The organism is Rhodococcus globerulus, assembly GCF_019334125.1.
GTDB classification, from domain to species: Bacteria; Actinomycetota; Actinomycetes; order Mycobacteriales; family Mycobacteriaceae; genus Rhodococcus_F; species Rhodococcus_F globerula.
This window is the reverse complement of sequence record NZ_CP079698.1, coordinates 4,149,639-4,164,217: the sequence shown is the minus strand read 5'-3', so window position 1 is coordinate 4,164,217 and position 14,579 is coordinate 4,149,639. Positions and strand designations below refer to the sequence as shown.

Genomic DNA, 14,579 nt, shown 5'->3' with positions numbered 1-14,579 from the left:
TCACTCACCGGTGGAACGAATGAAGGCGGCAGTCTCCCCGAACACCTTGTGGTATTCCGGGACCCAGGAGAAGTTCTGCGCGAAACCGTGGTTGGCACCGGCATAACGGCTGACCGTCACCTCGACTCCGGCTTCCTTCAGGCGCTGGCCGTACAACTCGCCCTCATCACGCATCGGGTCGTACTCGGCCGTGACGATCAGTGCCGGGGGTAGCCCGGAAAGATCCACACGCTTGATCGGTGAGACAAGCGGGTTCGCCGCGTCCGCACCGCTCTCGAAGTAGAAACTGTTGAAGCCCTTCAGTCCTGCCGTCTCCACGCCGTACCCTTCGGCGTTCTCCCGCAGGGATTCGTAGCGATCGACGTCGAAGTCCAGATCCAGCGAGGGGTAGAGCAGTACCTGGTGCGTGATGCGGTCGAATCCCTCGTCGTGTGCCAGTGCGGCGACGGCGGCAACAAAAGTGCCACCGGAACTGTCGCCGGCCAGTGCGAGCGTCTTCCCGTCCCACTTCAGAGCCTCGCCGTTCTCCGCTGCCCAGCGCACTACCGCGTGGCAATCCTCGAGCCCGGCCGGGAAGGCCGCCTCGGGAGCGAGACGGTAGTCGACGGAGATGACCTTGAGGCCGGTCTCCTTCGCGAGGTTGCGCGCAACGTGGTCATGCGTGTTCAGGCTGCCGAGGAAGAACGCGCCGCCGTGGAAGTACACCAACAGTCCGTACGCGTCGGCGTCGACCGGTGTGTAGATCCGGACGGGCACATCGCCCGCGGTCGTGTCCTCGACAGCGTGCAGTGGCAGACGTTCTTTCAGCGGAGCTACGTGCGTCTCGTCGCCGGCGCGCATGAGCGCCGGGTCGAGCGGTCCCTCGGGCGGGGCCGGCAGGGTGGCGATGAGCTCAGCGATCTGGGGATGCAAGGGCATGTCGTGGCTTCCTTACTTGGTCGCAGCCGGCTGAGCTGCCGTCTTCTGGCCGGGGAACACGTCGTTGACTTCGTCTTCGGTCCAGCCCTGACGCGAGATGCGCTGCAGCTCGTCCGTCACCGGCTTGCGGTTTGCCTGGTACAACGCCAGTGCTTCCTTGACGGAATCTGCTTCCTTCAGAGCGTCGGCGAGACCGCCGGCGTCCAGGATCGCCGAGTTCGCGCCCTGGCCCTGGTGATGCAGCATCGAATGGGCGGCGTCGCCCACGAGGGCAACAGAGTCGGTGTGCCACACGTCAACCGGGTCGATGTCGTAGACCGCGCGAATGCTCACCGTGTCCATGTCGAGGTCGCGAGCGATGTTCACGATCCGCTCGTCGAAACCTTCGAGTGTCGCCAGGATGTCTTCCTGGGTGATCGTCGGCGCCCACGTGCTGTCCGGGCACAGCGCGGTGATGTCGAAGGAGACCTGGCCGCGGTGGCGCAGCGGCAGCAGGTAGACCTTGGTGCCCCGTCCGATGTACATGCGGAGGTTGTCGTCCGTCGCCATCCCGTAGGCGTCGTCAACCGAGATGACCGTGCGGTACGCGTGCTCACCGGAGAACACGGGGCCCTTGTCGCTGAAAAGCTGTTGACGCACAACCGACTTGATGCCGTCGGCGCCGATGACCAGGTCGGCTTCGACGGTGGTGCCGTTGGTGAAGGTAAGGACGGAGCGATCGCCCTTGTCCTCGAGGGTCTCGAGTTTGTGGCCGAGATGCACCATGCCTTCGGGGAGTACGCCGAGCAGAGCGTCGATGAAGTCGCCGCGGTGGATCAGGTGAGTCTTGGTGCCCTCGGTGTCGCCGGGGACAGCGGGCCACTCCTCCTTCATGATCGGATCATTTGTGCCCGTGAGGATTTCGAAGTAGTCACTCGGTGAGCTGACCTGCGCGACGGCGTCGAAGATGCCCCACTGGCGGAAGCGATCCATGGTGGACGGACGCAGACCGATGCCGGCGCCGACCTCCCGGATCTGGCTAGCTTGCTCGTACACGTTGACATCGGCGCCGAGCAGGCTCAGGGCCTTGGCTGCCGCAGCACCGGCGTATCCCGCGCCGACGATGGCGATTTTCAGGTTCTCGAGCTCTGAAGACTGCATTGTTCTTGTCCTTGTCAGTTCTGGATGGTCAAGAAGTCGGCCGGGTTCTCGACGAACAACTTGGTGATGGTGGCTTCGTCCAACCCGGCTTCGCGCAGGTCGGGAATGAGGTCTTCGAAGAGGTAGTTCAGGGTGTGGCCCTTGACGCCGGGCCATCCGAGCGGGCTGCAGTTGGCGTCGACGCCCGCGAGTGCCTGATCCAAGTGGCCTTTGCCGAGGAAGCGCAGGAAGTGGTCAAGACGCTCCTTGCGGGGGCGCGCCCAAAACGGGGGGTCCGGGAGTTCGGTCTCGTAGCCGAACGTGTCGAAGCCGACGCGTCCACCCTGTTCGGCAATCCAGGTGTCACGCGTCTTGTCGGCGTTCACACCGTCGTCGACGTGCCCGAACAGCACCCGATCCAGCGGCAAGCCCTCGTCGTTGAAGATTTTGATTGCGTTCTCGGCGTCGATTGCCAGGTGCGTCAGGATCGGCACGCCGGTGCTCAGCGCAGCGCGAGCGGCCGCGCGGTAGATGCGCTTGTCCAGATCCGTCATCCGGCCACCGCGGCTTACGCCGACCTTGATGACACCGGCCTTGCTGCCGGTATTGCCGATGCCGACGGTGATCTCGTGAACGAACTGACGGGTGAGGTACTCGACGCTTGCTCGTTCGAAGAACGGAAGTGCGGTGTCGCCGCCGACAAAGCCGGTGCACGCGATGATGTGGACGCCGGTCTTGGCGGACAGTGACTTGTAGTAGTCGACGTCACGGCCGTTGCAGATTCCGGTGACGTCGACGAAGGTTCCGCCGCCGTACTCGTGGAATTTCCGAAGCTTGGGGACGGTCTCGGAGTACCGCTCCTCGGGGGTCTTCCACCACTTCGTGTCCAGCTCCGAGCCCGGCATGCCATACCCGATGTGCTCGTGGATGGCCACGATCCCGAGTTCCTCGGCGGGGATCGACCCCAGAACGGTGTTCACTCTCGACACAACACTCACCTCTAAGAAGATTCGAAAATTGGATGGTTATCCGTTGTCGCGGTGGGGTCAGCCAACGGCTCGCGTCGACGTAGCCCCTGACGCACTGAGCAAGTCGCGCGGGTTGTCGACGAGGATGCGTTGCACATCCAGCTCGCTCAGCCCCTGCGCTGTGAGGGCGGGGGCAAACGTCGACAGGATGTAGCTGAACGGCAGATCGTTCCCGGGATGACCCTTGGCGACACCGGTTGCGTTGCTGGAGAGCAGAATCCGGTTTCCGTAGCCGGCCTCGACCAGCTCGCCAACCAAAGCGGCACGCTCGGCGTCGGTGATGTGGACGTCATCTGCTGTGCCTACGTGGTCCAGCGCGACATAGGCGCCGCGGCGGGCGATTTCGGCCGGGGCGCCGGCGGCGACGGCATCCTTGCGGTCGAGTCCGCCGACGATGACGCGCTCTGCCGGTAGCTTCTCGTCCGCGAGGATCTCGAGGTCGGCAACCGCATCGTTGCCGTAGCGAATGGAGACAGGGGCGCCGGTGGCGAGCGCGGCGCGGGCCGCTCCGCGGAACAGGCTTTCCTCGGTGGCGGTCATTCCCTCGTGATTCGCGGCGGTAGCCACCAATCCGGGGATGCCGCGACGCTCTACGCGCGGAATCACCATGCCATCGGTGATTTCCTGAGTGAAGAGCTCGGCGAACTTCTCCGCCGGCCAGGGCGTCGGCGGATTGGTCTGCGGCGTAAGGAAATAACCGCCGAGCATCTCCTCCGGGCCGAGGCCGGTCGACGTGACGATGTGAACGCCGGTGGTGCGTGAGAGAGCCTCGTACAGCTTGACGTCGCGACCGTGGAACATGCCGGTGGCGTCGACGATCGTCGCTCCGCCGTGATCTCGGAAATCCTTCAGTTTGTCCGCCAGGGTCTCGAAGATGTCGGCGCGGTCCATCGTGATGTCGAATGCGTATTCCGCACCCGGAAGCACTGACAGCAGTGCTTCGTGGACCGCGACAACACCCAACTGGTCGGCGGGAACGGGGCCGAGAACGGTGTTGACGGTGTTGCCTTCAGCGATCTGGTCGACCTTCATCGGCATTTCCTTTCGTCATCGTCATGCCTGCATGACGTGGTAGCGATCACAGTAGCCATTAACATTACAAAGCGTCAAGTGAGTTGGTTAACAGACATCTGACTTGTCGCGCTGGTTTGTGGCTTTGCTGCGGCTAGAATCTGTGGCCATGTCGCTTCGCGCCGCTCAAAAACAGATGACCTACGAGCTCTTCCTTGCCAAGGCGCTGGAATTGTTCGGCGAGAAGGGTTACTCCGCGACCACGATCGACGACATCGCGTCGGCCGCAGGTTCGACCCGGACTACCTTCTACCTGCACTTCTCGTCCAAGGCCGACGTGATGAGTGCGTTGCTGACAAAGGTCGACGCGATCCTCACCGCGGCCGACAACCCCACGCTGACCGCGGTGGTTGCCTCCGGCTCGCGAGGCGAGATCCACGCGTGGCTCGACCGCAAGTTCTCCCAATGGGACGAGATCAAGCCCTACCTCACCGCGTCCTACGAGGCGTCGTACGAGCCGGACGTCGAGGCCAAGACCGAGCAGTGGTTCGAGTCCGCCGTCGAGGACATGACCGCGGGGCTGGACACGGCAAAGCGTCTGCCGGCCGACCGGCGCCGGATCCGCTGCGTGCTGGCTTTCGGTCAGCTCGAGCACCTCTCGCGGCGCTACTTCTCCATCGGCTGGCGGACCCCGCGCGAGATCTGCCTCGACGAAATCACCGAATCCTGGTGCTACCTGCTCGCAGCGGACAACTGAGGTTCACCGGCCTTATCGGACGTTGACGTCGTCGGACACATTGGCGATCTCATGCAGTACGTCGGTGCCCAGATCGACTGCGGCTTCGGACTCCGGGCGGCTTCCGAAGAGTCCGAACAGGGTCAGGACACCGGACGCGGCAGCGCACAGCGCACACACCAGGAACGCCAGGCTGTAACCGCTACCGAGCGACGAGAACGCCAGATCGCTGATCGCGGAAGGCATTGCGAGCATTGGATTGTCAGGTCCGGGTGCCAGGCTCGGATCGGTCGGCACCGGAATGACCGGCATCGAGTTGAGCGCCATCGCGCCGCCCTGCTCGCCGATTCCCATGACAGCGCCTGCATGAGCCTGACCGAGATCGGACTCACCGACAGCCGCGCCGAGGCCGTCCCTGACCTCGTTGTTGGCGACACTGTTCGCAATAGCGGCGACGAGAACGGGTCCGAGGGCAAAGCCGAAGTCACGCAACAGGTTTGTCGTGGCACTGGCCATGCCGGCCAAGCGCAACGGCACGGTGTTGATGGCCACCGCGGTGATCGACGCGACCGTGAAGGCGAACCCGACGCCGAGCAGCAGCATCGGCACGATGAAGTCCGTCCACGTCGAGGTCTGGACGTCGAACTGCGAGCAGATGAAGCCGGCGATCGCGATCAGTGCAAAGCCCGACGTCAGCACCCAACGCGGTGAAACGCTGTGGATCAGGCGGGATACGAGCGGCACCAGCAGGAACGCGGGACCCTGGATGACCAGGAACAACACGCCGATTTTGAGCGGTGAGACATGCTGAACCGCACCGAGCCAAATGCTCATCGAGAAGCAGAGGCCCAGGAACGCGAACATGCCGACGACGGCGGTGATACCCGAGATCGCGAAGACCCGGTTGGCAAACAGATTCAGGTGCAGCAGTGGCACTTCGGTGCGCAATTCGATGACGACAAACGCGGCCAGGGATACGGCGCCGATGACAAAGCCGACGACGATCGTGGTGTTGCCCCACCCGATCTCGGATCCCTGCGTCAGTGCCCAGAGGAGGGCGATCAGGCCGACCGCCAACGTTGCCTGGCCGGGGAGGTCGAGCTTGCGGCCTTCCGGCGACGACGAGTCCTGCGCTCCCAGTGAAACGACAAACGAGATCAGTGCTGCGGCGATCACTGCACCGAAAGCCCAACGCCAGCTGCCGAATTCGGTGAGCACGGCGGCCATCATCGGCGAGAGTGCGGCACCGAGGGACAGGAAGCCCGCCCACAGTGCGATCGCCCTGGCGCGGGCCTGGGCGTCGGGCGCTGCAGCGGCGATCATCGCCAGCGAGATCGGGTAGAGCGCGCCGGCGCCGATGCCCGCGATGGCCTGGCCGATCCACATCAGGTGGACTTCCTGCGCACTTGCACACAGGGCTGCGCCGACGACGATCAGCAGTGCTCCGCCGAGTAGCAGTCGTTTGCGGCCGAACATGTCGCCGAGCACGCCGAAGGTCAGTTCGAACACCACCATCGTCGTGGCAAAAGCGGCGCTGATCCACGTGAGTTCTGCGCCGGAGATGTTGAAGTCCTGCTGGAAGGTTCCGTTCAGGGCGCCGGGCAGCGAGTACGCCACCTGGGCCACCATGACGGCCAGGCATGCGGCTACGAGAGTCGCTACGTAGCGCGATGGCCGCGCAGTCGGGTTACTCATTTCTGTGAGCTCCTTGCTCGAGGATTCCGAACCGCCCGATCGGCAGTCCGAGCGCGCTTGTGATACGTGTCACGCACTGAGTGAGCAAGGTGTCACATCGGTTTACTCTCTGTCAAGCGAATTCTGTATCGCGGGTAATGGTGGACAGAGCGAGCATGTTTTCGGCAAAGTTCACACCCCTTCCAGTGCGCTGAAAGGGGTGTGAACTGGAGGAAAAGGGTGCTAGCTGGGCGCGGCTACTTCGACGAGAATCCCCCGCAACCAGGATTTGAACTCGGCATCGGCCAGGCGTGGGTTCCACACCATGTCGACGACCAGTGGTGCGACCGGTAGCGGGAACTCCTCGATCCGCAGGTCAACCCGCTCCGCCATCGCGACCGCGACGCGATAGGTGTGCAAGGCAACGCCACCGGCCGTGGCCACCAGGTGCGGGATGAGCAGGTGATCGGAGATCAACGTCCCGATGCGGTAGTCCACTCCGTGCGCGTCCATCGAGGCGTACGGCGGCACGCGGTGACGGGAGTCGTACGTGACATGAGGCAACGACGTCAGCAGGTCCAGTGCAGATGCCTCGGGGTCGCTGTCTCGGTGGGCGATCACCACCCACCGGTTCTCGTACAGACGCTCGCGCGGGTACGGCGAATGAAAGGCTTCTGACAGAAGTACGACGTCCACACCGTTGTCGGTGAAGTCGGCAGCCTGCGGCGCGACAAAATTGCGGATGCGCAGCGTCGCATTCGGGGCCCGCTCGGCGATCAGTCTCGCCAACTCCGCCCCGACCACGAAGGCGGTGCTGGTAGTCATCGCAACTGTGATGGTGCGGCTGTCGTGAGCGGGGTCGAAGCCTGGGAAGTTCACCACTCGCGCAGTCTGGCGTAGCACTTCACGCAATGGATCGATCAGCTCCAGCGCGCGCGGAGTGAGCACCAGTCCGCTCCCCTGCCGCACGACCAGATCGTCCCCGATCATCCGGCGCATCCTGCCAAGGGCATGACTCATCGCGGGTTGGGTCATGCCTACCCTTGCGGCGGCTCGCGTGACCGAACCCTCTTCGAGCAGTGCAAGCAGCGGCACCAGCAGGTTGAGGTTGACCCCGCCGAGGCGCTCCAGGCCGAGATCGCCTTCGTGGTTCCGGGGTTGGTTCATCCACACGAAGTTACGCGGCCTGCGTCATCCGGCGGCTGAGGCCATGCGTCGTAGTCTCGGGATTGCAATGCGGTGGTTGACCGCGACGGCGACACCGCGGCCGTCGTCGTGAGTCCAGCGCATCACCGACGGTCCTTCTGGGCGCTCGCCGACGAGGAACTCCGGTTCGCCCACCACCGGCAGGTGACCGGTGGCCTTGAGGTTCAACCCGAACTGCTCGGTCCAGAAGTACGGATCGAGGTCGAGCTCCGGCGCATCATCGCCGCTCAAGAGTGCGACGGCGGCAACTTTTGCCTGTTCTATTGCGCTGCTCCACAAAGGAATCCGTCGTATTCCTTGACGCGTGGGGATGGCCGTGACGTCCCCGGCTGCCACGATGTTCGGCCGAATCCGCCCTCGTGAATCTGCTTCGAGACGGCCGTCTGCGAGTCCACTGGTAGCCAACCATTCCGTGTTGGGTATGTCGCCGATCGCAGTGACGATCAGCTCGGCCTCGATCTGTGACTTTCGATTGAATGTGGCGTTGTTTTTGATGTGTGGTTGGCATGGTGCGATGTTTGTCGGCCTCGTTCTATGTGGTGCCGATGACGAGGGTGCTGGCGGCGGTGTCGATGACGTCGGCGGTGACGGTGGTGAGGTCGTTTATTTTCATGATGCGTTTGACTTGCGCGAAAAGCCGGCCGATGAGGCGGAAGTTTCCTGCTGTCAGGCGTGCGACAGCGGCGATGGCTTGAGTGTCGGTGAAGTCGTCGGTATCGAGATCGAGCCCGAGGGCCCGCCAATGCCTGGTCAGGACGAAGGTGAGTTCGGTGTTGGTCAACGGCCTGTAGTGGTGAGCGAATCCGACGCGGCTGTAGAGCTGGGGGTAACGGGAGAAGCGTTTTTCGATGCCGGGCATGCCGATGAAGATCAGGCCGTGGGTGTGGCGGTCGTATTCGTCGCGCAGCATTTCCAGCGAGCTGGCGGTCAGCCGTTCGGCTTCGTCGATGATGAGCAGTTCGGTGTAGTCGTGACCGGAGGTGTGGATGATCGTTGTCGTCGCGGGGGTGAGGTGCTCGTCGATGCAGGCGTCGATGCGGCGGCTGGATTTGTGGATGTCGTCGCGGATTCGGCGTGGAGTGGTCCCTGAGTACGGGGTGTAGTAGAGGGTACGGGTCCGGTTGAGTTCGGCGTGGATCACGGCATCGCGTGAGGTCCAGGCGTCGAGGTAGGGGCCGATCTTGTTCCAATGGGCGTAGCGGCGGGCGGAGAGTGTTTTTCCGACTCCGGCTGGGCCGTAGCAGATTCCGATGGTGTGTTCGCGTTTGACGGTGTCGGCGAATTCGGTGAATCTGCGGTGTTCCTTGGTGACGATGAACCTGCCCGTTGCCGTGGTAGTGGTCATCGGTCAGTCCTGTTGGTAGGTGCGCAGGCGACTGCGTGGGGGTCGCGGTTCTGGTGGCGCAGTGGAGACGGGTTGTTGGGTGACGGCGACGGCGATACGTTCGTTGACCTGACTGCGGAGCCGGCGTCTGTGGGCGCGGCGGGCGGCGTCGATGTCTTTGAGGGTGACGGTGTCGCCGATGTGGTCGGGGTTGATTGCCTTGCACAGGAAACGGCCGTGGTGGAAGACCCGAATTTCGGTGATGTCGCGGGGGTCGTAACGGATGGTGACGGGTTCTCGCACGTACGCGGCCAGGAGTGGGTCGAGGTACCGCAGCCCTTGGAAGTGGATGCCGTCACGGTGCACGATGCGTGGTTTCGCGACGTCGACGAGCAGTAGGTCGAGTTCGGTGAGGTCGGTGGGCATGCGCGGGAGCCAGCCGTCGGCGAGCCAACGATCGTGGGGGCTGGTACCGATTTCGGGGTGCTGGCGGCGGTGGTAGGTGTCGACGATGAAGTGTCGTAGGGCGTGGTCGAGGTCGGTCAGCGTCAATGCCGGTGCGGTGAGGCGGCGCCCGCGGTGGAGGTGACCGGGGAGTTCGGGGAGTAGTTCGGTGGTGACGGTGCCGAAGAAGCGTTCGATCTTGCCGCGCCCTTGCGGCCGGGCAACGGCCGAGTGGACAATCTGGAATGTCAGGTCGGCGGCGACCTGGGTGAGGTGTTCGCTGGTGAAGTCGCTGCCGTGGTCGACGTAGAGGATCTCGGGGATTCCACACATCGGCCAGTCAGGATCTGCTTTCGTCCAGATCGCTTGCCGCAGAGCCAACGACGTCAACAGTGCAGAGGGTGCGCCGAGAGCGACGGTGTAGCCGGGGACGGCGCGGGAGCAGTCGTCGAGGATCACGGTCAGCCAGGGCCGCACGCGAGCACCGCCGGGGTCGAGAATTTCGATGTCGAGTTCGGTGTGATCGACCTGCCAGATCTGGTTCGGGGTTTCGCTTTGTCTGCGATAGACCAGCTCATACTTGTCTCGTAGTGCGCTCGCGCCTTCTCGGGCGAGGGTCAGGGCTGCGGGATCCATCGCGGTGATGATGGCGCGGACCACGCCGTACGAGACGGGCGGTAGGTTCCGCGCTGCTGCGGCTGTGTTGACGGTCCGGGTGATGGAGACGATGGACGGCGGATTCTTCCGCAGTGCGAGTCCTTCGATCAGCAGGATCAGGTCGGGATCGAGGTGATGTCCGGGCGGGGTTCGGGTGGTGCGGGCCAGACCGGTGAGACCGCCGGCGCGGTAGCGGGTGAGCCAGCGCCGGGCGGTGCGTTCGGAAATCTGCGCGGTGCGGGCGGCGCGGGCGAGTGGAACGCCGCCGGCCAAGTGCGGTTGGAGCACCACGTACCGGCGCATCGCTTCCTCGCGTTGCGCGGCCGTGAGTTCGCCCAGTTCGGTCATGACCAGTGGTGACGGATCATCGTGTGCTGTGTCCCTGCGGAAGTCCGGAGGACATCGCTGACGTTACGCCGAGCTTCCCCGCCCGGTAAGGCCTGATCAGGGTTCGGTGTCGAGGACGGCGAGAAGCTTACGGAGGATCTCGTCAGCCCTGTCCTCGACGTCGTCCAATGCTGCGGTGACATCGGTGAGGGCGGTGTGCGCAGCGCGGCGGGCTTCGAGGCCACTCTCGTAGTAACCGTCGTCGAGGACGATCTCGGGGAAGACCTCCGGCTCGTAGACATCGGGTGCATCGCTATGTCGGGGGCGCCGACTGTACGGTGGGTGCGACGGCGAGGCACCTGTCAGGTGAGCGGTGATGATTGAGGCGACCGACTGCGGAGTCAACGGCGATCCGGAGATCGGGGTGTATCCCCAGCGGTCGATCGGGGTGAACAACGAACCCGACTGTTTCCCCCCGGCAACAGTTCCGGCCTCTTCGGTCGTCAACTCGCTGGTGGGGCGTGTGTGGGAGTCGAGGTGTTCTGCGAGGAGACGCGTCGACGGTGTCCGATCCAAGAATTCGAGGATCTGCGTCCATCTCAGGTACACCGCGGCAGGGCACACCGCAGGCGGGTACGTTGCCGGGTCGAGACGGATCGGGTTAATGCCGTCGATGATCAGTGATTGACCGTCGATGTGAATGCTGTTGCGGTGCAAGGCGCTGATCTGCTCGATACTGAGCCCTGACGAGGCGAGAAGGAGCAGCAAGGCGTCGCGTCGCCCGAACAAACCGCTCGGCCATCCGAAGGTCGGAAGTCGCGGAATGATCTCCGAGGCAACTACTTCCAGACTCGAGAGTCTATCCGCTCGTGACGTGTTCACTATTCGTCGGATTGTGTCCGCCGCGCCGGGTGCAGGGTGTCCGGCGGCGCGGTGCACCGTGTTGACGGTGGTGATTCGGCGCCGTTGTGTGGAGAGTGCGGCGGGGTTTTCCGAAATAAACTGTGCCAACGTCGCCGGGGCGGCGGGTAGTGCGATGTGGTCGGCGGCGACGCACCAGTCGGTGAACAGTGCCCACCCGGATCGGTCCTTCACGCCGAGTGCGTGTTCGAAGTCTGGCTTGGTAGATGCAGCAGGCTCCGTGTTCAGTGTGGTCATGGGGTGTCAGAGCCCGATGTCGGTGACGGCGTTCCCGATCAAGGGTGCATGCTCACGGGCGTACACCTCGAGCATCCCCGGCGTTCGGTGTCCGGTCTGGCGCATAATTGCGTGCGCATCAGCGCCGTTGCGGAAGGCCTGGGTGACGAATCCGGCTCGCAAGGAATGCCCACCGAGCCGCGCGACGAGAGTTTCGTCGTAGTCGGCGGCGGTAGTACGGCGTCGGACCGCTGCGTGGACTGCAGCCCCGGACAGCGCTGTGGTGGAGAGGTTTCCGTTCTTGGCGATCGACCGGAACAGCGGCGTGTGGGGCGAGGCTGTGGGTACTGCGCCGCGGCACAGGTGACCGTCGAAGACCGGCAATGTGCGCAGCAACCGGATCACTCCGGCTCTGCCGCCGCGTTCGTATGCGGCGACGACTTGCAACCATCGCAATGCAGCGCATGGCGGGCAACTGACGTGCGACGTGGTGAAGGGCAGTGCTTTGACCGCGCCGGTACCGTCCTGGTCGGTCTTCGATCGCCGCAGCCGAACGTGTAGCCCGTCGAGGCGGTGCACAGTGATGTCGCCGCAGTCGAGGCCGACGAGTTCGCTGCGCCGGAACGCACCGGCGAATCCCATCAACAACAGGGCGGTGTCGCGGCGTTCGAGGATTTCGCCGGCCCAGCCGGTAACAGTGTCTCGGGCTTTCGTCACGATGGTGACGATGTCGGAGGTCAGCAGCGGAGCCATTTGTCGACGCGGCCGATCACCCGCCGCGGCATAGCTTCGGCGGATCCCGGACAGGGTCGCGGTGACGATCGGATCCGTTGTCGGTGGCGGGTATCCGGCTACTTGGTGCCGGTGGCCGATCGCGCTGATCCACCGCGAGAGTGTTGCCGGCGCATACGCCCGCGTCCCGGTGTCGGTGAGTGTGTCGGCGGCGTCGATCAGGTACGCCGCGACGACCAGCGGATCCGCCGGCAACTCCTGATGTTCGTGACGCGTGCACCAGGTATCGAATCGTCGCCAATCCGACGCGTACGCCCGCACGGTGCTCGGGGACTTCGACTCCGCCACCGACCGCGCGATACGAGCCCGTACATCCGCCGACACCACAGGCTCCGGCTGTCGGGAATTCCCGACGGCCGGAGCCTCGACCAGCATGTTCTCCGCGAAATCGGTCATCGACGCACGATACCTACGACTACCGACAGAGTTTTCGGGTGGTGTTCAGACTCATTGAATCTGATGTTTCTCCGGGCGAAAGTCCCTGTGGCGCTAACGAATACCGCGACCTTCCCTAGCGCCTGAAGCGAGCGCACGTTCGAACCCGCGCACATTCGGGGCCTGTATGACCTGGCGGACGGTGTCCGGTAGGTCGAGTTCCATCATGAGTTCTTCCGCGTCAGCGAGTTGAGTTGTGGGATCCATTTCGGGGAAACGAACTCGTCACCTCGAGCGATCGGACACCTGCAACGACCAGGCGACGGCAGAACTCGGCCTTGACCTCGGTAGGGACGGTGGCCGATTCGCCTTGTAGGTCGTCGAGGTGCCCGACTTCGTACACTCGAACGGCAGTGGGCAGCATTGGGTTGGTGAATTCGTGGGGCGGCGGCGGATCCCAACGGGCGTCGGTCGCAAGGTCCGGATGGCCGCTGTCGGCCAGTACCTGCTGGTGTTCAGGCATCACGCAGATCGATACCCTTTGTCTCTTTCATGATTAGGCAGGCGACGAATGTGCATGCACACAGGAACATGATGTATGCGCTGCTGACCCACCCGAGCCCACGCTCGATGAATAGAGCGTTCAGGTAGGGCGCCGAACCTCCAAAGGCTGCGACGGCGAATGAATAGGCGAACCCGATCCCCTGAGTGCGTACCTTGGTCGGAAACGACTCTGCCATGGTCGCTGCAAGAATCGAACCAGCTGCCGCGACCACCACCAGCGCAATCGTCGAGGCCACCAGCAGAGTCCACGGTTCGTCGGTGATCATCTCTTTCAATGGGATCGCGATCAGGAACATTGTGATCGCGAAACCGATCATCACGGGGCGTCGACCGATTCGGTCGGACAAGATTCCCCAGAACGGAAGGGTGACCAAAGCGATCAATTGCGCCACCACGGTGATCCAGAATGCGCTGCTGGCGTTCATTCCCTGCTGAGTGATCGCGTAGGTCGAAACGTACGAGCTCCAGGTGTAGTGAGCAACGGTGATACCGGAGATCATGGCGACCAGGAGGATGATTTTGCGTGCGATCCCCCGTGTGGGGACTTTGACGGAATCTTCGGCTTTGTGGCTGAAGACCTCGCTCTCCTCCATATTGCGGCGGAGATACAGGACGACGATTGCGAAGACTGCCCCGATGAGGAAAGGCACCCTCCACCCCCAACTGGCAACGGCTGAATCGGACAGAACCGAGGTCACGGTACCTCCGACGGTGTACGCGATTACGGAGCCGCCGAAGATCGCCATGAACACGATGCTTCCCCAGAGTCCTCGTCGGTTCGGGGGTGCCAGCTCGGAGATGTAGCTGTTCGCAGTCGCGGACTCGCCGCCGTGTGCGAACCCTTGAACGACACGGATGAGAAGGAGGAGCACTGAAGCCCAGGCGCCGACTGCAGCGTAGGTCGGCATGATCCCGATAGCGAGGCTTCCGCCGGCCATCATCAGCATCGTTGTGATGAGGACGAATTTTCGTCCCTTGCGATCTGCGATGCGTCCGAAGACCACACCACCCAACGGACGGACCAGGAATCCCACTGCGAAGACTGCAAGCGTAGATAACAGCGCAGAGACCGGATCACTGCTGTCGAACATGGCCTTGGCGATGAACGGTGCGAAAACCGCGTATGCGCTCCACTCGTACCACTCGAGTAGGTTACCGACGGTGCTGGCTAGAAGGGACCTCTTCTTACTCTGGATTGTAGAGACGCTGGGGAGTGTCTGCTCGCGCTGATTGTGACTGGGTGATGATGATGTCGTGGAGACCATGA

General features: G+C 63.4%; 14 protein-coding genes. 1 reads left to right on the top strand and 13 read right to left on the bottom strand.

Going from position 1 to position 14,579, the window contains the following annotated elements; translation table 11 throughout:
- The 4 genes from KYT97_RS18955 to KYT97_RS18940 are packed head-to-tail and all read right to left on the bottom strand — an operon-like array spanning position 1 to position 4,097.
- Positions 1-918, bottom strand: coding sequence for an alpha/beta hydrolase (locus KYT97_RS18955; RefSeq protein ID WP_219110459.1), 918 nt, complete (start codon positions 916-918; stop codon positions 1-3).
- A gap of 12 nt (positions 919-930) precedes the next feature.
- Positions 931-2,058, bottom strand: a complete 1,128-nt coding sequence (locus tag KYT97_RS18950) for an FAD-dependent monooxygenase (protein WP_219110458.1) — start codon at positions 2,056-2,058, stop codon at positions 931-933.
- A 14-nt stretch (positions 2,059-2,072) separates the two neighbouring features.
- Positions 2,073-3,026: a phosphotriesterase family protein gene (locus KYT97_RS18945; protein ID WP_219110457.1), complete on the bottom strand. Its 954-nt coding sequence runs from the start codon at positions 3,024-3,026 to the stop codon at positions 2,073-2,075.
- Between the two features lie 57 nt (positions 3,027-3,083).
- Positions 3,084-4,097 (bottom strand): phosphotriesterase family protein, encoded by a 1,014-nt coding sequence (locus tag KYT97_RS18940; protein WP_219110456.1) that lies wholly within the window; start codon positions 4,095-4,097, stop codon positions 3,084-3,086.
- Between the two features lie 148 nt (positions 4,098-4,245).
- On the opposite strand from KYT97_RS18940, the gene KYT97_RS18935 reads away from it, so the two are divergent.
- On the top strand, positions 4,246-4,833 hold the full coding sequence (locus KYT97_RS18935) for a TetR/AcrR family transcriptional regulator (RefSeq protein ID WP_045065917.1): 588 nt from the start codon (positions 4,246-4,248) through the stop codon (positions 4,831-4,833).
- Positions 4,834-4,845: 12 nt separating this feature from the next.
- On the opposite strand, the gene KYT97_RS18930 is transcribed toward KYT97_RS18935, so the two are convergent.
- From KYT97_RS18930 to KYT97_RS18890, 9 genes are all read right to left on the bottom strand, one after another.
- Positions 4,846-6,507, bottom strand: a complete 1,662-nt coding sequence (locus KYT97_RS18930) for an MFS transporter (RefSeq protein ID WP_219110455.1) — start codon at positions 6,505-6,507, stop codon at positions 4,846-4,848.
- Positions 6,508-6,729: 222 nt separating this feature from the next.
- Positions 6,730-7,653, bottom strand: a complete 924-nt coding sequence (locus tag KYT97_RS18925) for a LysR family transcriptional regulator (RefSeq protein ID WP_219110454.1) — start codon at positions 7,651-7,653, stop codon at positions 6,730-6,732.
- Between the two features lie 24 nt (positions 7,654-7,677).
- A complete protein-coding gene (locus tag KYT97_RS18920) occupies positions 7,678-8,208 on the bottom strand; it encodes an FAD-dependent oxidoreductase (RefSeq protein ID WP_342393916.1) in 531 nt (176 codons plus the stop codon).
- 16 nt (positions 8,209-8,224) lie between these two features.
- On the bottom strand, positions 8,225-9,037 hold the full coding sequence (locus KYT97_RS18915; RefSeq protein WP_219110453.1) for an AAA family ATPase: 813 nt from the start codon (positions 9,035-9,037) through the stop codon (positions 8,225-8,227).
- A 3-nt stretch (positions 9,038-9,040) separates the two neighbouring features.
- Positions 9,041-10,465 (bottom strand): Mu transposase C-terminal domain-containing protein, encoded by a 1,425-nt coding sequence (locus KYT97_RS18910; RefSeq protein WP_245005872.1) that lies wholly within the window; start codon positions 10,463-10,465, stop codon positions 9,041-9,043.
- 96 nt (positions 10,466-10,561) lie between these two features.
- A complete protein-coding gene (locus KYT97_RS18905) occupies positions 10,562-11,602 on the bottom strand; it encodes a recombinase (protein ID WP_219110452.1) in 1,041 nt (346 codons plus the stop codon).
- 6 nt (positions 11,603-11,608) lie between these two features.
- Positions 11,609-12,769 (bottom strand): site-specific integrase, encoded by a 1,161-nt coding sequence (locus tag KYT97_RS18900; RefSeq protein ID WP_415394948.1) that lies wholly within the window; start codon positions 12,767-12,769, stop codon positions 11,609-11,611.
- 220 nt (positions 12,770-12,989) lie between these two features.
- A complete protein-coding gene (locus KYT97_RS30970) occupies positions 12,990-13,271 on the bottom strand; it encodes a hypothetical protein (RefSeq protein ID WP_245005871.1) in 282 nt (93 codons plus the stop codon).
- Complete coding sequence (locus KYT97_RS18890) at positions 13,264-14,577, bottom strand: MFS transporter (protein WP_219110451.1); 1,314 nt, start codon at positions 14,575-14,577, stop codon at positions 13,264-13,266. The genes KYT97_RS30970 and KYT97_RS18890 overlap by 8 nt, the downstream gene beginning before the upstream one ends.
- Between the last annotated feature and the right edge of the window lie 2 nt (positions 14,578-14,579).

What these genes read in the sequence shown, in the direction of transcription:
- KYT97_RS18890 (WP_219110451.1), bottom strand. Translation starts at nt 14,577, where the DNA reads ATGGTCTCCACGACATCATCATCACCCAGTCACAATCAGCGCGAGCAG.
- KYT97_RS18935 (WP_045065917.1), top strand. Translation starts at nt 4,246, where the DNA reads ATGTCGCTTCGCGCCGCTCAAAAACAGATGACCTACGAGCTCTTCCTT.
- KYT97_RS18940 (WP_219110456.1), bottom strand. Translation starts at nt 4,097, where the DNA reads ATGAAGGTCGACCAGATCGCTGAAGGCAACACCGTCAACACCGTTCTC.
- KYT97_RS30970 (WP_245005871.1), bottom strand. Translation starts at nt 13,271, where the DNA reads ATGCCTGAACACCAGCAGGTACTGGCCGACAGCGGCCATCCGGACCTT.
- KYT97_RS18905 (WP_219110452.1), bottom strand. Translation starts at nt 11,602, where the DNA reads ATGACCACACTGAACACGGAGCCTGCTGCATCTACCAAGCCAGACTTC.
- KYT97_RS18930 (WP_219110455.1), bottom strand. Translation starts at nt 6,507, where the DNA reads ATGAGTAACCCGACTGCGCGGCCATCGCGCTACGTAGCGACTCTCGTA.
- KYT97_RS18950 (WP_219110458.1), bottom strand. Translation starts at nt 2,058, where the DNA reads ATGCAGTCTTCAGAGCTCGAGAACCTGAAAATCGCCATCGTCGGCGCG.
- KYT97_RS18925 (WP_219110454.1), bottom strand. Translation starts at nt 7,653, where the DNA reads ATGAACCAACCCCGGAACCACGAAGGCGATCTCGGCCTGGAGCGCCTC.
- KYT97_RS18900 (WP_415394948.1), bottom strand. Translation starts at nt 12,769, where the DNA reads ATGACCGATTTCGCGGAGAACATGCTGGTCGAGGCTCCGGCCGTCGGG.
- KYT97_RS18915 (WP_219110453.1), bottom strand. Translation starts at nt 9,037, where the DNA reads ATGACCACTACCACGGCAACGGGCAGGTTCATCGTCACCAAGGAACAC.
- KYT97_RS18955 (WP_219110459.1), bottom strand. Translation starts at nt 918, where the DNA reads ATGCCCTTGCATCCCCAGATCGCTGAGCTCATCGCCACCCTGCCGGCC.
- KYT97_RS18910 (WP_245005872.1), bottom strand. Translation starts at nt 10,465, where the DNA reads ATGACCGAACTGGGCGAACTCACGGCCGCGCAACGCGAGGAAGCGATG.